13 protein-coding genes are annotated in these 15,222 nt (G+C 71.3%); 1 reads left to right on the forward strand and 12 read right to left on the reverse strand.

The window, feature by feature from the left end; all coding sequences use genetic code 11:
• Positions 1 to 8: 8 nt before the first annotated feature.
• Positions 9 to 1,055 (reverse strand): GNAT family N-acetyltransferase, encoded by a 1,047-nt coding sequence (locus AB0H21_RS27550; RefSeq protein ID WP_358521940.1) that lies wholly within the window; start codon positions 1,053 to 1,055, stop codon positions 9 to 11.
• 267 nt (positions 1,056 to 1,322) lie between these two features.
• On the opposite strand from AB0H21_RS27550, the gene AB0H21_RS27555 reads away from it, so the two are divergent.
• The gene (locus AB0H21_RS27555; RefSeq protein WP_358521943.1) at positions 1,323 to 2,966 is read left to right on the forward strand and encodes an amidohydrolase; all 1,644 of its coding nucleotides are present in this window, start codon (positions 1,323 to 1,325) and stop codon (positions 2,964 to 2,966) included.
• A 94-nt stretch (positions 2,967 to 3,060) separates the two neighbouring features.
• On the opposite strand, the gene AB0H21_RS27560 is transcribed toward AB0H21_RS27555, so the two are convergent.
• The 11 genes from AB0H21_RS27560 to AB0H21_RS27610 all read right to left on the reverse strand — a co-directional run bounded on the left by AB0H21_RS27560 (position 3,061) and on the right by AB0H21_RS27610 (position 14,937).
• A complete protein-coding gene (locus AB0H21_RS27560; RefSeq protein ID WP_358521945.1) occupies positions 3,061 to 3,408 on the reverse strand; it encodes an RNA polymerase-binding protein RbpA in 348 nt (115 codons plus the stop codon).
• A gap of 79 nt (positions 3,409 to 3,487) precedes the next feature.
• Positions 3,488 to 3,718 carry a preprotein translocase subunit SecG gene (gene secG / locus AB0H21_RS27565; protein ID WP_184883768.1) on the reverse strand — a complete coding sequence of 77 codons (231 nt, stop codon included), beginning with the start codon at positions 3,716 to 3,718 and terminating at the stop codon, positions 3,488 to 3,490.
• 129 nt (positions 3,719 to 3,847) lie between these two features.
• A complete protein-coding gene (gene tpiA, locus AB0H21_RS27570; protein ID WP_358521948.1) occupies positions 3,848 to 4,633 on the reverse strand; it encodes a triose-phosphate isomerase in 786 nt (261 codons plus the stop codon).
• 7 nt (positions 4,634 to 4,640) lie between these two features.
• A complete protein-coding gene (locus AB0H21_RS27575) occupies positions 4,641 to 5,828 on the reverse strand; it encodes a phosphoglycerate kinase (protein WP_358521951.1) in 1,188 nt (395 codons plus the stop codon).
• Complete coding sequence (gene gap / locus AB0H21_RS27580; RefSeq protein ID WP_358521954.1) at positions 5,828 to 6,832, reverse strand: type I glyceraldehyde-3-phosphate dehydrogenase; 1,005 nt, start codon at positions 6,830 to 6,832, stop codon at positions 5,828 to 5,830. Before gap ends, AB0H21_RS27575 begins: the two co-directional genes overlap by 1 nt.
• A 389-nt stretch (positions 6,833 to 7,221) precedes the next feature.
• On the reverse strand, positions 7,222 to 8,202 hold the full coding sequence (whiA, locus tag AB0H21_RS27585) for a DNA-binding protein WhiA (protein WP_114030119.1): 981 nt from the start codon (positions 8,200 to 8,202) through the stop codon (positions 7,222 to 7,224).
• Positions 8,203 to 8,340: 138 nt separating this feature from the next.
• Complete coding sequence (yvcK, locus tag AB0H21_RS27590) at positions 8,341 to 9,276, reverse strand: uridine diphosphate-N-acetylglucosamine-binding protein YvcK (RefSeq protein WP_358521957.1); 936 nt, start codon at positions 9,274 to 9,276, stop codon at positions 8,341 to 8,343.
• Positions 9,277 to 9,874: 598 nt separating this feature from the next.
• Positions 9,875 to 10,717, reverse strand: coding sequence for an RNase adapter RapZ (gene rapZ / locus AB0H21_RS27595; RefSeq protein ID WP_358522045.1), 843 nt, complete (start codon positions 10,715 to 10,717; stop codon positions 9,875 to 9,877).
• Positions 10,718 to 10,974: 257 nt separating this feature from the next.
• Positions 10,975 to 12,867, reverse strand: coding sequence for an excinuclease ABC subunit UvrC (gene uvrC, locus AB0H21_RS27600; RefSeq protein ID WP_358522048.1), 1,893 nt, complete (start codon positions 12,865 to 12,867; stop codon positions 10,975 to 10,977).
• Positions 12,868 to 13,289: 422 nt separating this feature from the next.
• Entirely contained in the window at positions 13,290 to 13,766 is a 477-nt protein-coding gene (locus AB0H21_RS27605) for a Rieske (2Fe-2S) protein (protein WP_358521960.1), read from the reverse strand.
• A 172-nt stretch (positions 13,767 to 13,938) separates the two neighbouring features.
• On the reverse strand, positions 13,939 to 14,937 hold the full coding sequence (locus tag AB0H21_RS27610) for a glutathione S-transferase C-terminal domain-containing protein (RefSeq protein WP_358521961.1): 999 nt from the start codon (positions 14,935 to 14,937) through the stop codon (positions 13,939 to 13,941).
• Positions 14,938 to 15,222 lie beyond the last annotated feature (285 nt).

Consider the following 15,222-nt stretch of genomic DNA (forward strand, 5'->3'; position numbering starts at 1 on the left):
CCGGAGGCTCAGGACGGGCGGGGAAGGGGCCCGGGCAACGGCACCGTCGCGCCCGCGGCGATCCGCGCCTCCAGCACGCCCGGGTCCTCGGTATAGGCCAGGGTGGCGCCGAGGGAGAGCAGCAGGCGGCGCATGCGCGCGTTGTCCGAGAGCAGGGTGGCCTTGACCTCCGCGAACCCGAGGTCGCGGGCCTCCTGCAGCAGCATGCGGGCCAGCGTGGAGCCGAGGCCGCGCCCCTGCCAGCGGTCCTCGACCAGGAAGGCCATCTCCGCGATGCCCGGGTCGGGGCTGAACAGCAGGTTGGCCATGGCGACGACCTGGCCGTCGTACCCGGCGACCAGCGAGTGGCCGCGGTCGCGGTCGCAGAGCCGGTCGAACATGCGCGGCGGCAGCGACGGCATGGAGGTGAAGTACCGGAAACGGCGTGAGTCGGGCGAGCAGCGGTCGTGCAGGTCGCGGACGGCCTCGCGGTACAGGTGGGTCAGCGGGCGCACCCGCACCTCGATGCCGTCGCTGAGCGTCACGGGGCGCTCGGCGGGCATCGTCTCGGCGGGCGGCTGCGCCAGGCGGACGAGGGCCGCCGCGCGGGCGGACTCGGTGAGCGTGAACGGCAGGCCGATGCGGCGCAGGCGGATCGCCCGGCGCGGCGCCACGGGGACGGTCAGCAGCGTCGGGTCCGGCAGGTCGGACAGGTCCGCGCCGTACACCCAGCGCGCGTCGTCGGCCCGCAGCAGGTCGGCCAGCACCTCCGGCAGCCGCCACGGCGCGGCGCGCAGGCGGGAGGCGAGCAGCAGCACGCGCGTGGGCTCGTCGGTGAGCTCGTGGGCCGTCGCGGGGACGACCTGCACACGACGCCCGCCGGCCGCCTCCAGCGCCTCCCGCACGGTCTCGGCGGAGGCGGGGATGTCGGCGATGAACTCGTCGACGGTGCCGTCGGTGTCGGGCTGCACGCTCAGCCCGAGGATGTTGCCGCCTTTGGCCGCGAGCGCGGCGGTGAGGGAGGCCAGCCGGCCCGGCCGCTCGTCCACGGTGGTGCGGATCCGCAAAAAGCCCATTCAAAACCCCCTGGTGTCCGGATACCAGAGTGCCGCCGGACTGTTACAAGACTGCTACACATGGATGAGCCCGCCGTTTCGTTTACGTAGTTTGTTGCCGAACAGGCGTTTCCATGGGATACGCCGCGAATCGCCGAGGTTCTCCGTGGCCATGCTGCGGTCTTGCGACGGATATAGCAGGATAAGGCGACGTAGTCGCATCACCCGACCATCCCGACCACAGGCAGGAGGAGGGGTACCCGCCCCGCGGTGGCCCCGGATTCTTCGATGACCGATCTGCTCTTCCGCGGCGGCCCCGTGTTCACCCGGGCCACCCGCTCCGCCGGCCACTCCACCCCGAGCTTCGCCGAGGCGGCGCTCGTCCGCGACGGGCGGATCGCCGCCGTCGGCGACGAGAACGAGGTCCGGCGGCAGGCGCGTCCCGGGCACGAGACGGTGGACCTCGGCGGCAGGCTGCTCACCCCCGGGTTCGTCGACGCCCACATCCACCCGGTGCAGGCCGGGCTCGAACGGGCCAAGTGCGACATCTCCGCGGTCTACGGTCTACCCGCCTACCTGGAGAAGATCGCCGCCTACGCGGACGCGCACCCGGACCACAAGTGGATCGACGGCGGAGGCTGGGACATGTCCGCCTTCCCCGGCGGGCTCCCCCACCGCACGCAGATCGACTTCGTGGACAGGCCCGTCTACCTCATCCAGCGCGACCACCACGCCGCCTGGGTGAACACCCGCGCCCTGGAGATCGCCGGGATCACTGCCGAGACCCCCGACCCCGCCGACGGCCGCATCGAGCGCGACGCCGACGGCACCCCGAGCGGCGTCCTGCACGAGGGCGCCATGGACCTGGTCGGTCTGCTCACCCCGCGCCCCACCGAGAGCGACATCGACGCGGCGCTGATGGACGCCCAGTCCCACCTGTTCTCGCTCGGCGTCACCGGCTGGCAGGACGCGATCGTCGGCTCGTACGCGGGCTCCGACGACCAGTACCCGGCCTACATCTCCGCCGCCGCGTCCGGGCGGCTGAAGGCGCGCGTCGTCGGCGCGCTGTGGTGGGACCGCACCCGGGGCGCCGAGCAGATCGAGGAGATGGCCGAGCGCCGCGCCAAGTCCACGGGCCGCTTCCACGCCCGCTCGGTGAAGATCATGCAGGACGGGATCCCGGAGAACTTCACCGCCGCCGTGATCGAGCCGTACTGCAACTGCGGCCCCGACCAGCGCGGCCTGTCGTACGTCGACCCGGAACTGCTGAGGGGCTACGTCGCCGAGCTGGACCGGCGCGGGTTCCAGGTGCACTTCCACGCCATCGGCGAGCGCGCCGTGCGCGAGGCCCTGAACGCGCTGGAGGGGACGGACCCGGCCAACCGCCACCACATCGCGCACGTGCAGATCATCGAGCCGTCCGACATCCCGCGCTTCGCCCGGCAGGAGGTCACCGCCAACCTGCAGCCCCTGTGGGCCACCCACCACATGCAGATGGACGAGCTGTGCATCCCGTTCCTCGGCGAGGAGCGCTCCGGCTGGCAGTACCCGTTCGCCGACCTGGTGAACACCGGCGCCCGGCTGTGCGCGGGCAGCGACTGGCCGGTCTCCTCCGCCGATCCGATCCAGGCCATGCACGTGGCGGTCAACCGCACCGAACCCGGAGGATCGGTGCACGCGGACTACCCCACCGCCCAGACGCCGTTCCTCCCCCGGCAGAGCCTCGACCTCGCCACGGTCATGGCGGCGTACACGGCGGGCTCGGCCCGGATCAACCACGACGACGAGGCGGGTGTCATCGCCGAGGGCATGCGCGCCGACCTGGTCGTGCTCGACCGCGACCCGTACGCGCTGGACCCCAAGGACATCTGGACCACCCGGGTCGCCATGACATTCGTGGACGGCGAGGCGGTCTACGAGCGTCCCGCCTGACCGGCTCCCCGCGTCTCCCAAGGGCGCGGAAGGCCCCCGCGACGTCCGCGGGGGCCTTCCGTTCACACCTTGCCCGGCTCGCCGGGCGCGAGGTCTACCAGAGGGTGCGGTTGTTGCTGCGCAGCCGCTCCAGGGCCTCGGCGAGGATCGCGGCGCCGTCGGTGTCGCTGCGCCGCTCCTTCACGTAGGCCAGGTGAGTCTTGTACGGCTCGTTTCGCGGAGGCGCGGGCGGGGCAGACTCGTCCTGACCGGCCGGGAGACCGCACCGCGGGCAGTCCCAGTACTCAGGGACGGCGGCGTCGCTGGCGAAACTCGGCCGCGTCTCGTGCATGTTGGCGCACCAGAACGAGACCCGCACTCGAGGGGCCGCCTCGCCACGCTCGGCCTCGCCCATCGGGCCCGCGCCGACACGGCTACCACGGATCGCGTTGCCACTACCCACGGAAGAACTCCTCGCTAGATCGCCCCCGCCCTGAAGCGGGGGAAAGAATCACTGTCAGGCCCGGACCCGGGCGGGCGGCTTACGGTTTGAGGATCAGGCCCAGCGCGATGATGCACACGAACCAGACCGTGCCGGTGATGATCGTGAGGCGGTCGAGGTTCCGCTCCACCACCGAAGACCCGCCGAACGACGACGTGAACCCGCCTCCGAAGAGGTCCGAGAGGCCTCCGCCCTTGCCCTTGTGGAGCAGTACGAGCAGCACCATGAGAGCGCTCGACAGGATGAGGGCGATCGAGATGCCAATAGTCACCGGTGACCTGTTCCCTGTTACGTGCGCCGTAGCGCGACCTGACCTGCCCGACCTTCGCCGGGTGACGATTCAAAGTATCTCTTCGAGGGTACGTCGTAATGTCAACTCGCACCTCCGAAACAGCTCAGCTTAGCCCGACAATTCGCCAAATCGGCATATCTTGGCGAACTCGGCCGGGTCGAGGCTCGCGCCACCGACCAGGGCCCCGTCGACATCGGCCTGCGCCATGATGCCGGCGATGTTGCCGGACTTGACCGACCCACCGTAAAGGATACGGATGGCGGCGGCCACCTCACCGTCGTACAGCTCGGCGAGTCGCACGCGGATCGCCGCGCAGACCTCCTGAGCGTCTTCAGGCGTGGCGACCTCGCCGGTGCCGATCGCCCAGACCGGCTCGTAGGCGATGACGAGCGACTTGGCCTGGTCGGTCTTGACACCGTTCAGTGCGATGTCGAGCTGGGACAGGCAGTAGGCGACGTGACCGCCGGCCTGGCGGATGGCCAGGCCCTCGCCCACGCACAGGATGGGCGTGAGCGAGTGACGGTAGGCCGCCTGCACCTTGGTGTTGACGACGTGGTCGTCCTCGCCGTGGTACTCGCGCCGCTCGGAGTGGCCGGCCAGCACGAACGTGCAGCCGAGCTTGGCGAGCATCGAACCGGAGATCTCCCCGGTGTAGGCCCCGCTGTCATGGACCGACAGATCCTGCGCGCCGTAGACGATGCGGAGCTTGTCGCCGTCCACCAGGGTCTGCACGCTGCGCAGATCGATGAACGGCGGCAGCACCGCCACCTCGGCGCGGTCGAAGTCCTTGTCGGTCAGCGAGAACGCCAGCTTCTGGACGTGCGCGATGGCCTCGAGGTGGTTGAGGTTCATCTTCCAGTTACCGGCCATGAGCGGCTTGCGGGCGGTGCTCATATGTCGCTCAGTCCTCCAGCGCGGCGAGTCCGGGCAGGGTCTTGCCCTCGAGGTATTCCAGGCTGGCCCCGCCACCGGTGGAGATGTGGGAGAAGCCGTCCTCGGGGAGACCGAGCTTACGCACGGCGGCGGCGGAGTCGCCACCACCGACGACGGTGAACGCGCCCGCGGCGATCAGCGCCTCGGCCACGGCGCGCGTGCCGCCGGAGAACGCGTCGAACTCGAACACGCCCATCGGGCCGTTCCAGAACACCGTCGCGGCGTCGGACAGCTTGGAGGCGAACAGCTCGCGCGTCTTCGGGCCGATGTCGAGCCCCTCGCGGTCGGACGGGATCGCCGTCGACGCGACCGCCTCGTGCTCGGCGTCCGGGGCGAACTCGGTCGCCGCGAGGACGTCCACCGGCAGGACGAGCTCGACGCCGCGCTTCTCGGCCTCGGCGATGAAGCCCCGGACCTTGTCGAGCTGGTCCTCCTGCAGCAGGGACTTGCCGACCTCGTGGCCCTGGGCCTTGAGGAAGGTGTACGCCATGCCGCCGCCGATGATCAGGCGGTCGACCTTGGCGAGCAGGTTGGCGATCACGCCGAGCTTGTCGGAGACCTTCGCGCCGCCGAGCACCACGGCGTACGGCCGCGCGGTGTCCTCGGTGAGCTTCTTGAGGACCTCGACCTCGGCCACGATCAGCCCGCCCGCGGCGTGCGGGAGCAGCTTCGGCACGTCGTAGACGCTGGCGTGCTTGCGGTGGACCGCGCCGAACCCGTCGCCGACGTACAGCTCGGCGAGGGCGGCCAGCTTGCCGGCGAACGCGCCGCGCGCCTCGTCGTCCTTGGACTCCTCGCCCGCCTCGAAGCGCAGGTTCTCCAGCAGCGCGACCTCGCCGTCGGCCAGGCCCTCGGCGATCTCGCGCGCCGATTCCCCGACGACGTCGGAGGCGAACTTCACCGGGGCGCCGAGCAGCTCGCCCAGGCGGGCGGCCACCGGGGCCAGGGAGAACTCCGGCGCCACCTTGCCCTTGGGACGGCCGAGGTGGGCGCAGACGATGACGCGCCCCCCGCGCCCGGCCAGCGACGAGATCGTCGGGACCGAGGCGCGGATGCGGCCGTCGTCGGTGATGGTGTCCCCGTCGAGGGGGACGTTGAGGTCGGCGCGCACCAGGACGCGCCGGCCCTTCACGTCAAGCGAGTCGATGGTCCGCATCAGAGCTGGGAACCCACCAGCTCGATGAGGTCGCCGAGGCGGTTGGAGTAGCCCCACTCGTTGTCGTACCAGCCGACGACCTTGACCTGATTGCCGATGACCTTGGTCAGGCCGGAGTCGAAGATGCAGGACGCCGGGTCGGTGACGATGTCGCTGGAGACGATCTCGTCGGCGGTGTAGCTGAGGATGCCGCGCAGCGGGCCCTCGGCGGCGGCCTTCAGCGCCGCGTTGACCTCCTCGACGGTGGTCTCGCGGGCGACCTCGACGGTCAGGTCGGTGGCCGAGCCGGTCGGGATCGGCACGCGCAGCGCGAAACCGTCCAGCTTGCCCTTGAGCTCCGGCAGGACCAGGCCGATGGCCTTGGCGGCGCCGGTGGAGGTCGGCACGATGTTCAGCGCGGCGGCACGGGCGCGGCGCAGGTCCTTGTGCGGGCCGTCCTGGAGGTTCTGGTCCTGGGTGTAGGCGTGGATGGTCGTCATCAGGCCCTTTTCGATGCCGAAGGTGTCGTTGATGACCTTCGCCATGGGGGCCAGGCAGTTGGTGGTGCAGGAGGCGTTGGAGATGATCGTGTGCGACGCCGCGTCGTACTTGTCGTGGTTGACGCCCATCACGATGGTGATGTCCTCACCCTTGGCGGGCGCGGAAATGATGACCTTCTTGGCGCCGTTCTCGGCGTGCACCCTGGCCTTGGCGGCATCGGTGAACAGGCCCGTGGACTCAAGGACGACGTCGACACCCAGGTCGCCCCACGGCAGCTTGGCGGGGTCGCGCTCGGCGAACACCTTGATGGCCTTGCCGTCGACCGTGAGGTCATCGGCCGAGCTCTTGACCTCGTACGGCAGGCGGCCCAGGATGCTGTCGTACTTCAGCAGGTGGGCGAGGGTGGCGTTGTCGGTCAGGTCGTTGACGGCGACGACCTCGATGTCCTTGCCGCTGGCCGCCACGGCACGCCAGAAGTTGCGGCCGATACGGCCGAAGCCGTTGATGCCTACGCGGATGCTCACGGAAACAGATCTCCTCGAACGTCGTACGCCGGCTCATGCCGGCGTCGTGGCGGGCTGAAACCTCAGATAACCCTACCGGGTGCCAATTGGTGTAGACCACCGGGCTCCACCCTTCACGCACCGGCCTTGGTAAGGATAGCGTCTCCCCTGGTCAAAGCCCTGATCAAAATTCTCCGCCACGCCGCCGCGCCTCACATCGAGGCCACCCGAAGGCCGTGATCCCCACCCGAACGCCCGCGCCCGGAACCTCCCGTGGGAGCGGTCCCCGCGCGCGGGCTCGGACCGCTGCCGGATTCCCCCAGGTCCCTGCCGTCCCTCAGGACCCGGCGGCGTGTCGCGCCACACCGTCCGCAGCCGGCCGGCGGCCGACCCCGTCGCGGCGGTCCGGATCAGGGGGCGAGCATGTCGGCGGTCAGGTTGGCGTCCGTGCTGGCGATGCCCAGGTCGGAGGCCCGTTTGTCGGCCATCGCCAGCAGGCGGCGGATACGGCCGGCGATGGCGTCCTTGGTCAGCGGCGGGTCGGCGATCTGGCCGAGCTCCTCCAGGGACGCCTGCTTGTGCTCGACGCGCAGCCGGCCGGCGACCACCAGGTGCTCGGGGGCGTCGTCGCCGAGGATCTCCAGCGCCCGCTGCACCCGCGCGCCCGCGGCCACCGCGGCGCGGGCCGACCTGCGCAGGTTGGCGTCGTCGAAGTTGGCCAGGCGGTGGGCGGTGGCGCGCACCTCGCGGCGCATGCGGCGTTCCTCCCAGGCCAGCACGCTGTCGTGGGCGCCGAGGCGGGTCAGCAGCGCGCTGATCGCGTCGCCGTCCCTCACCACCACCCGGTCGACGCCGCGCACCTCCCGCGCCTTGGCGTGGATCTTGAGCCGCCGGGCGGAGCCGACGAGCGCGAGCGCGGCCTCCGGGCCCGGGCAGGTGACCTCCAGTGACATCGAGCGGCCGGGCTCGGTCAGGGAGCCGTGGGCCAGGAACGCGCCGCGCCAGGCCGCCTCGGCGTCACACGTCGCCCCCGACACCACCTGCCGCGGCAGGCCGCGCACCGGCCGGCCATGGTTGTCGATCAAGCCGGTCTGGCGGGCCAGCGCCTCACCGTCGCGGTACACCCGCACGACGTACCGCGAGCCCTTGCGCAGCCCGGCGGGCGCCAGCACCAGGACCTCGGCCTTGTGCCCGAAAACCTCGCCGATGTCCTTGATCAGACGCCGGGCGGTGACATTGGTGTCGAGCTCGGCCTCGATGACGATGCGCCCGCCCACCAGGTGAAGCCCGCTCGCGAACCGCAGCAGCGTCGACACCTCGGCCTTGCGGCAGCAAGGCTTGAGCACCGCGAGCCGGCTCAGCTCGTCCTTCACCACACCCGTCATGGCCATGTGCGTGTGTCCTCCCCCATACAGACCCGTCTTCTGGTCGGAGCCGCCTCGTCGCGCCACGCGTGGGTGGCGGGCAGGCGACGCGGCTCCATCGGCCCCCGGCAAGTCTCTCGCACCCCGTGGGCGCGCTGACCAGGATCAACGCTTCCCACGGAAAATCTCGTCCAGGACCAAGGCAAGCCGTCGTGCATCATGTCTCGGCGAGCCGTCGGAGGCGGCGACGTCGGCCAGCACCAGCCGCGCGCCGAGGGCGTCGGCGGCCTTCTCCAGTTCGTCGCGGTCCCCGGCGGCCCGGTGGTCGGCCAGCACGACGTCGACGGTCAGGTCGGGGGCGTGCTCGCGCAACACCTGCAGGTGTTTGCCCGCCGAGAAGCCGTCGGTCTCGCCGGGCTGCGGGGCGAGGTTGAGCGCGACCACCCTGCGGGCGGAGGTGCCGTGCAGCGCCTCGGCGAGCCGGGGCACCTTGAAGTGCGGCATCACGCTGGTGAACCACGAGCCGGGGCCGAACACCACCCAGTCGGCCTCCGCCACCGCCTCAACGGCCTCGGGGCAGGCGGGCGGGTCCGCGGGCACCAGGGAGATCGCCTGGACGTTGCCCGGGGTCAGCGCGCAGGCCACCTGGCCGCGGACGACCGTCACCCGGCCGTCCAGCTCGACCTCGGCCTCGATGTCGATCGGCACCGACGCCATCGGCAGCACCCGGCCGTGCGCCCCGAGCAGGCGCCCCACCCAGTCGAGGCCCGCCACGGGATCGCCGAGCAGCTCCCACAGCGCCACGATCAGCAGATTACCGACCGCGTGCCCGTGTAACTCGCCCTCGCTGCGGAAGCGGTGCTGGACGACCTTGCTCCAGGTCTGGCCCCAGTCGTCGTCCCCGCACAGCGCCGCGAGCGCCATGCGCAGGTCGCCGGGCGGGAGCACGCCGAGTTCGCGCCTCAGACGGCCGCTGGAGCCCCCGTCGTCGGCGACCGTCACCACGGCCGTCAGCTCGCTCGTCACCCTGCGCAGGGCCGACAGAGAGGCGTACAGGCCGTGCCCACCGCCGAACGCGACCACCTTGGCGCCCTGGCCCACGCGATCTCCTCTCGGTTCCGAGCGACGGCCCCGCCGAGGCCACCCCTCACCCTCACCGCCCGCCACCGGGCCCGACCCTCCGGCGCCCCCAGCGCCCGCCATCCCGCCCTCATCGGGACCCGACGGCCGCCCCCGTGAGGCCCCCGCACCGGCGACGCCCTGCCCGGCGTCACGCGCGGGGCCGGCGGAAAAGCCCGCGCCACCGGCGACGGCAGGCCCCCAGGCGACGGCAGCGCCGCGAGAAGCAGGAAAGGCCGTGCCACGGCCAACGCCGCGCCCCCAGGCGACGGCGGCGCGACGAGAAACGGCGGGCCCCACGCGACAGCGGCACCGCGAGAAACGACAGGCCCCCAGGCGACGGCACGGCCGCGGGAAACGGCCGCATCGGAGGAAACCGCGGCACCAGGGGAGAGCCCGCTCGGCCCGGGCGCCCCGACGGGGATCGACCCGGCGGGCAGTAGAGCGTGCCAACGGGCGCGGGCGCGCGGGAACGGCGGACAGAGGGGACCTTCGCCGCCCTCTTCCCCGGCGTCATCGACGGGGCGCCCGCCCAGGGCCTCACCCTGGGACGTGCCCGGCGACGCCCCGCTCTCGTCGCTCACTCGCGGCCCACATCCCGATGGCTCACCTGCACTTCCATGCCGCGCTCGCGCAACCGGGCGCCGATCTGCTCGGACATGGCCACGCTGCGGTGCTTGCCACCCGTGCAGCCCACGGCGAGGGTGGCATACCCCTTGCCCTCGCGGACGTATCCGGCGGCCACGACACCCAGCACCTCCTCGTAGGCGTCCAGGAACTCCTTGGCGCCCGGCTGGCTGAGAACGTAGTCGCGCACGGGGGTGTCGAGGCCGTTCATCGCGCGCAGCTCGGGCACCCAGTGGGGGTTCGGCAGGAAACGGCAGTCGACCACCAGGTCGGCGTCGACCGGCAGGCCGTACTTGAAGCCGAAGGACACCACGTTGACCCGCAGGCCGGGGCGGTCCTCGCCACCGAAGAACGAGATGATCTTCCCGCGCAGCTCGTGCACGTTGAGCGAGGACGTGTCGATGACCAGGTCGGCGTTGGCGCGGACCTCCCGCAGGATGCCGCGCTCGCGGGCGATGCCGTCGACCAGTCGGCCCTCCCCCTGGAGCGGGTGGGGACGCCGGACGTTCTCGAAGCGGCGGACGAGCCCTTCGTCGCCGGCCTCCAGGAACACCACCCGGACGGCGACGCCGCGCGCCTCGAGTTCCTCGATGGCGGAGTTGAGGTCGGTGGTGAACGCCAGGCTGCGCACGTCCACGACGGCGGCGACCTTGTCGGTGGCGAGCTTGACCCGCCCGGCCTCCTCGGCCATGGCGAACAGCATGCCCGGCGGCAGGTTGTCGATGACGAACCAGCCGAGGTCTTCCAGGGCCTTGGCCGCCGTACTGCGCCCGGCCCCGGACATTCCGGTCACGATGACGAACGCGGTGTCCCCCGCCGCGCGCCGCTCCCCCGGCGGGTGGACCGCGCCATGACCGCCGTACGCCGTTCCGGAGCCCTCCGCGGAGGCCGGCGGCACGCCGACGTCCGGCCGGTCGCCCGGCAGCGGGACGACGTCCTGGCCGGCCTCCGGCGACGCCGGAACGCCCCGGGCGCCGTGCGGCGGCGCGGGCGTCGCGCCCGGCGCCGACGGCCCGGTGCCGTGGTCGTCGTCGTGCCGGTTCGTGTGCTCGTTCACGTGCCCTCCCCCTTCAGCGCCGCAACGATCGCCTCGGCCGTGGACAGGCCGATGCCGGGAACCTCGCGGATCTCGTCGACCGTGGCCCCGCGTAACCGCTTGACGGATCCGAAGCGCTTCAGCAGAGCCTGCTTGCGCGCCGCGCCGAGCCCGCGAATCTCGTCCAGAGCACTCTCTTTGAGCGACTTCGCGCGTTTGGATCGATGGTAGGTGATGGCGAATCGGTGGGCCTCATCGCGCACCCTCTGGAGAAGATAAAGGCCTTCGCTGCTGCGGGGCAGGATGACCGGCTGGTCGTCGCCGGGAAGCCAGACCTCCTCCAGCCGCTTGGCCAGCCCGCTGACGGCGACGTCGTCGACGCCGAGCTCGTCGAGCGCCCGCTGGGCCGCCGCCACCTGAGCCGGGCCGCCGTCGACCACGACCAGGTTGGGCGGATAGGCGAACTTGCGCGGCCTGCCGGTCTCGGGGTCGATCGGCTCGGGGTCGAGCTCGCCGACGGAGGAGCGCTCCTCCAGGTGGCGCTTGAACCGCCGGGAGATGACCTCGTAGATCGAGGCGACGTCGCCCTGGCCGGCCGTGCCGCGGATCGCGAAGCGGCGGTACTCGCTCTTGCGCGCGAGGCCGTCCTCGAACACGACCATCGAGGCGACGACGTCGTCACCCTGCAGGTGGGACACGTCGTAGCACTCGATGCGCAGGGGCGCCTGGTCGAGGTCGAGCGCGTCGGCGATCTCCTGGAGGGCGCGGCTGCGGGTGGTGAGGTCGCTCGCCCTGCGCAGTTTGTGCTGGGCCAGGGACTCCTTGGCGTTGCGCTCGACGGTCTCCATGAGCGTCTTCTTGTCGCCACGCCGGGGAACCCGCACCTCGACCCGGGAGCCGCGCTGCTCGCCGAGGAGCTCGGCCACCGCGTCGGCCTCCGGCGGGAGGGCGGGCACGAGGACCTCCCGCGGCACCGCCTCGGGCGCGGCCTCGCCGTACATCTGGAGCAGGAAGTTCTCGACGAGCTCGCCGGGCGCGGCCTCCTCGACCTTGTCGACCACCCAGCCGCGCTGGCCCCGGATGCGGCCGCCGCGCACGTAGAAGACCTGGACGGCGGCCTCCAGCGGGTCTTCGGCGAGCGCGACGACGTCGCAGTCGGTGCCCTCGCCGAGCACCACGGCCTGCTTCTCCAGCGCCCGCTGCAGCGCCTGGATGTCGTCGCGCAGCCGGGCTGCCCGCTCGAACTCCTCGGCGGACGCGGCCTCGCGCATCTCGCGCTCCAGCCGCTTGATGAACCGGCCGGTGTTGCCCGCCATGAAGTCGCAGAAGTCCTCGGCGAGGCGGCGGTGTTCCTCCTCGCTGACGCGACCGACGCACGGGGCCGAGCACTTGTCGATGTAGCCGAGAAGGCAGGGGCGGCCGATCTGGCCGGCGCGTTTGAACACCCCGGCCGAGCAGGTGCGCACCGGGAACACGCGCAGCAGCAGGTCGACGGTCTCGCGGATCGCCCAGGCGTGGGAATAGGGACCGAAATAGCGGGTGCCCTTGCGCTTGGCGCCGCGCATCACCTGAACCCGCGGGTAGTCCTCCCCCATGGTGACGGCGAGGAAGGGATAGGACTTGTCGTCGCGGTATTTGACGTTGAATCGGGGGTCGAACTCCTTGATCCAGGAATATTCGAGCTGGAGGGCCTCGACCTCCGTGCCGACGACCGTCCAGTCGACGCCGGCGGCGGTGGTGAGCATCGTCTGGGTGCGCGGATGCAGGCTCGCGAAGTCGGCGAAGTAGGAGTTCAGCCGCTGGCGCAGGCTTTTGGCCTTGCCGACATAGATGACCCGGCCATTGGCGTCCCTGTACCGGTAGACCCCCGGGCAGTCGGGGATCGACCCGGGCTCGGGCCGGAAACTCAAGGGGCTGTTCGCGGGTCTCACCACACCTCAAAGCCTATCCGGACCCGCCGACAGAATAAGGCGATCGGACGCCACCCGGGGGTCCGGAGGCCGGACGGGAGGATCACCGGCGCCGCCACGTCCACGGAGGAGACGGCACCACCATCAAGGCCACCGCCCCCGGCCGGAACACGCCCCGGGCACGGACGCCCGCTTCCTCCGAAGCCGGCCGGATAGGCCGCGTGACCGGGGCCTTGGAAGGAGCGATCCCGGAGGCGGTGAACACCGCCGTTAGACCTCGCAATACGGATATCAAGGTATATGGCAGCAAATATCCGGTGAAATTCGGTCCCGGACATGACTACGGGCGAGGGTGAAGGGCATCGCCCCCTTCACCCCCGCCCGGCGACCGAGCCACTGGCGGCTAGTTCACGGCCACGACGTCACGCGAGACTGATCGAGTCGCCGTCGACCTTGAGCTGCTTCTCTTCGAGCGGCTGCTTCGCCGGGCCGGCGGTCACCGAACCGTCCGAGATGCTGAACTTGCTGCCATGGCAAGGACAGTTGATGGTGCCGCCGGACACGGCGTTGACCGGGCAGCCCTGGTGGGTGCAGATGGCACTGAACGCCTTGAACTCGCCGTCGTTGGGCTGGGTGATCACAACGTTCTGGTCCTTGAAGACCTTGCCGCCGCCCTTGGGGATGTCACTGGTCTTCGCCAGGCCGCCCGCTCCCCCGGCGGAGTCTGCGCCGGCCGGGGCGTCGCCCGCCGACGAGGAGGCGGGAGCCGGGTCCGACGACGAGCCGCCGCCCACCGTGGCCGAGGAGTCGTAGCCGCTGCACGCGGTGAGCACCACGCCGAGGCCCGCGCCGCCCGCACCGAGGATCATCGCACGCCGTGTGGTTTCCGTATCCGTCATGATCGCCTTCCTAGAGATCTCTTACCCCTGCTACGGCTCCCGCCGCGGGTTGGTTCAGCATGGGCCAGAAGCAACTCAGGAAGTATGAACAATTACGCGTAACGCGCGAGTCAAACGTCCCCCATGCCGCCACCAGGCACCGCAAGGGCCTATGATGCACGGCTTCCCCCTGTCAACCGGTGAGGCGCTCGCGGCCGTGAGGGGAGTCCCAGCCCCCCTGGAGCGGCGCCAGGTCGAAGCGCTTGACGCCCTCCGCGGGCGTGAAGGCGGTATGCCGGTACGTGGAGAAGTCGGTGGTGTCACGGAAGGCGGGGCGCTGGTAGAGATCCCGGGCGTAGGACCACAGGTGCGTGAAGTCGGTGAGCCGGCGCTCGCTGATACGGGCGCCGGGGTTGTCGGCGAGGTCGAAACGGGCCAGGGTGACCCAGAGCCGGACGTCGGCCTCGGTGATGGCGTCGCCGACGAGGAAACGGCGACCGGCGAGGCGCTCGTCGAGGCGTTCAAGGGCGGCCACGGTCTCGCCGCGAAGCCTCTCGTACTCCTCCTGCGTGGACGCCCCCGCCACTCTGGGGGCCGCGGTGTTGACGTCGCGCAGGATCTCCGCGTTGAGCTCGTCGATCTCGGCCCGCGACTCGGCGGGGTAGAGGCGGACGGAGGGGTCGGCCCACTCCTCGAACTGGGTGGCGAGGTCAAGGGTGATGTCGGGGAAGTGGTTGCTGACGATCCGGCCGCTCTCGCGATCCCAGAGGGTGGGGACCGAGATGTGGCCGGTGAAGCCGGGCTCGGTCGCCTCGTACGCCTGCGCGAGCAGCGTGAAGCCGTTCACGGGGTCGGCGCCGCGCCGCTCACGGAAGGCCCAGCCGCGGGCGTCGCGCTCGTCGTCGACGTAGGACAGCGACACCACGTCCTCGAGACCCGCGAGCTTGCGGACGATGGCCGAGCGGTGCGCCCAGGGGCAGTGCCAGGCGCTGTAGATGTGGTAGCGGCCGGGTGAAGCCGGGTAGCCGCTGGAGCCGTCGGCGGTGATCCGCCCATGGAAAGGGTAGAGCGCGTGGACGCCCTTGGGGGCGGCGTCGAGGCGGCCGGGTCCGTACGGGCCGTGGACCTGGACGTCCGCGGGGGTGGCGTAGGCGGGAGCCTGCTGTGCGGGAGTGTCGGCGGCGGCGGTCATAAGTGGGGCCTCCAGGATCGATCGTCCTACTGCGGGAACGGGTTGAGAGATTCCCCGGCATTCCTACCAACATTATGGCAAATACCCGCAACAGAGAAGAGGGACGAGCCGGCCGTGACCGGCCGTCGCCCGTCGCCGATCTGGACGGAGACGGCGCCCGACCCGGCCGCCCGGCGCCACGACGTCACGTCGAGCGACTCCGTCGGGCGGCTCCGGGGGCGGGTGCGCGGCCGGGCACGGACGCAGGCCGGCACCGGGCCCGCGCCCCCGGCACCCGGGCGCGCG

Source organism: Sphaerisporangium sp. NPDC051011 (assembly GCF_040653595.1).
GTDB lineage: Bacteria > Actinomycetota > Actinomycetes > Streptosporangiales > Streptosporangiaceae > Sphaerisporangium.

Excerpts from the sequence above, each read along its gene's own strand:
- AB0H21_RS27550 (WP_358521940.1), bottom strand. The coding sequence starts at position 1,055 with ATGGGCTTTTTGCGGATCCGCACCACCGTGGACGAGCGGCCGGGCCGG.
- AB0H21_RS27555 (WP_358521943.1), top strand. The coding sequence starts at position 1,323 with ATGACCGATCTGCTCTTCCGCGGCGGCCCCGTGTTCACCCGGGCCACC.
- tpiA (WP_358521948.1), bottom strand. The coding sequence starts at position 4,633 with ATGAGCACCGCCCGCAAGCCGCTCATGGCCGGTAACTGGAAGATGAAC.
- AB0H21_RS27575 (WP_358521951.1), bottom strand. The coding sequence starts at position 5,828 with ATGCGGACCATCGACTCGCTTGACGTGAAGGGCCGGCGCGTCCTGGTG.
- whiA (WP_114030119.1), bottom strand. The coding sequence starts at position 8,202 with ATGGCCATGACGGGTGTGGTGAAGGACGAGCTGAGCCGGCTCGCGGTG.
- AB0H21_RS27605 (WP_358521960.1), bottom strand. The coding sequence starts at position 13,766 with ATGACGGATACGGAAACCACACGGCGTGCGATGATCCTCGGTGCGGGC.
- AB0H21_RS27610 (WP_358521961.1), bottom strand. The coding sequence starts at position 14,937 with ATGACCGCCGCCGCCGACACTCCCGCACAGCAGGCTCCCGCCTACGCC.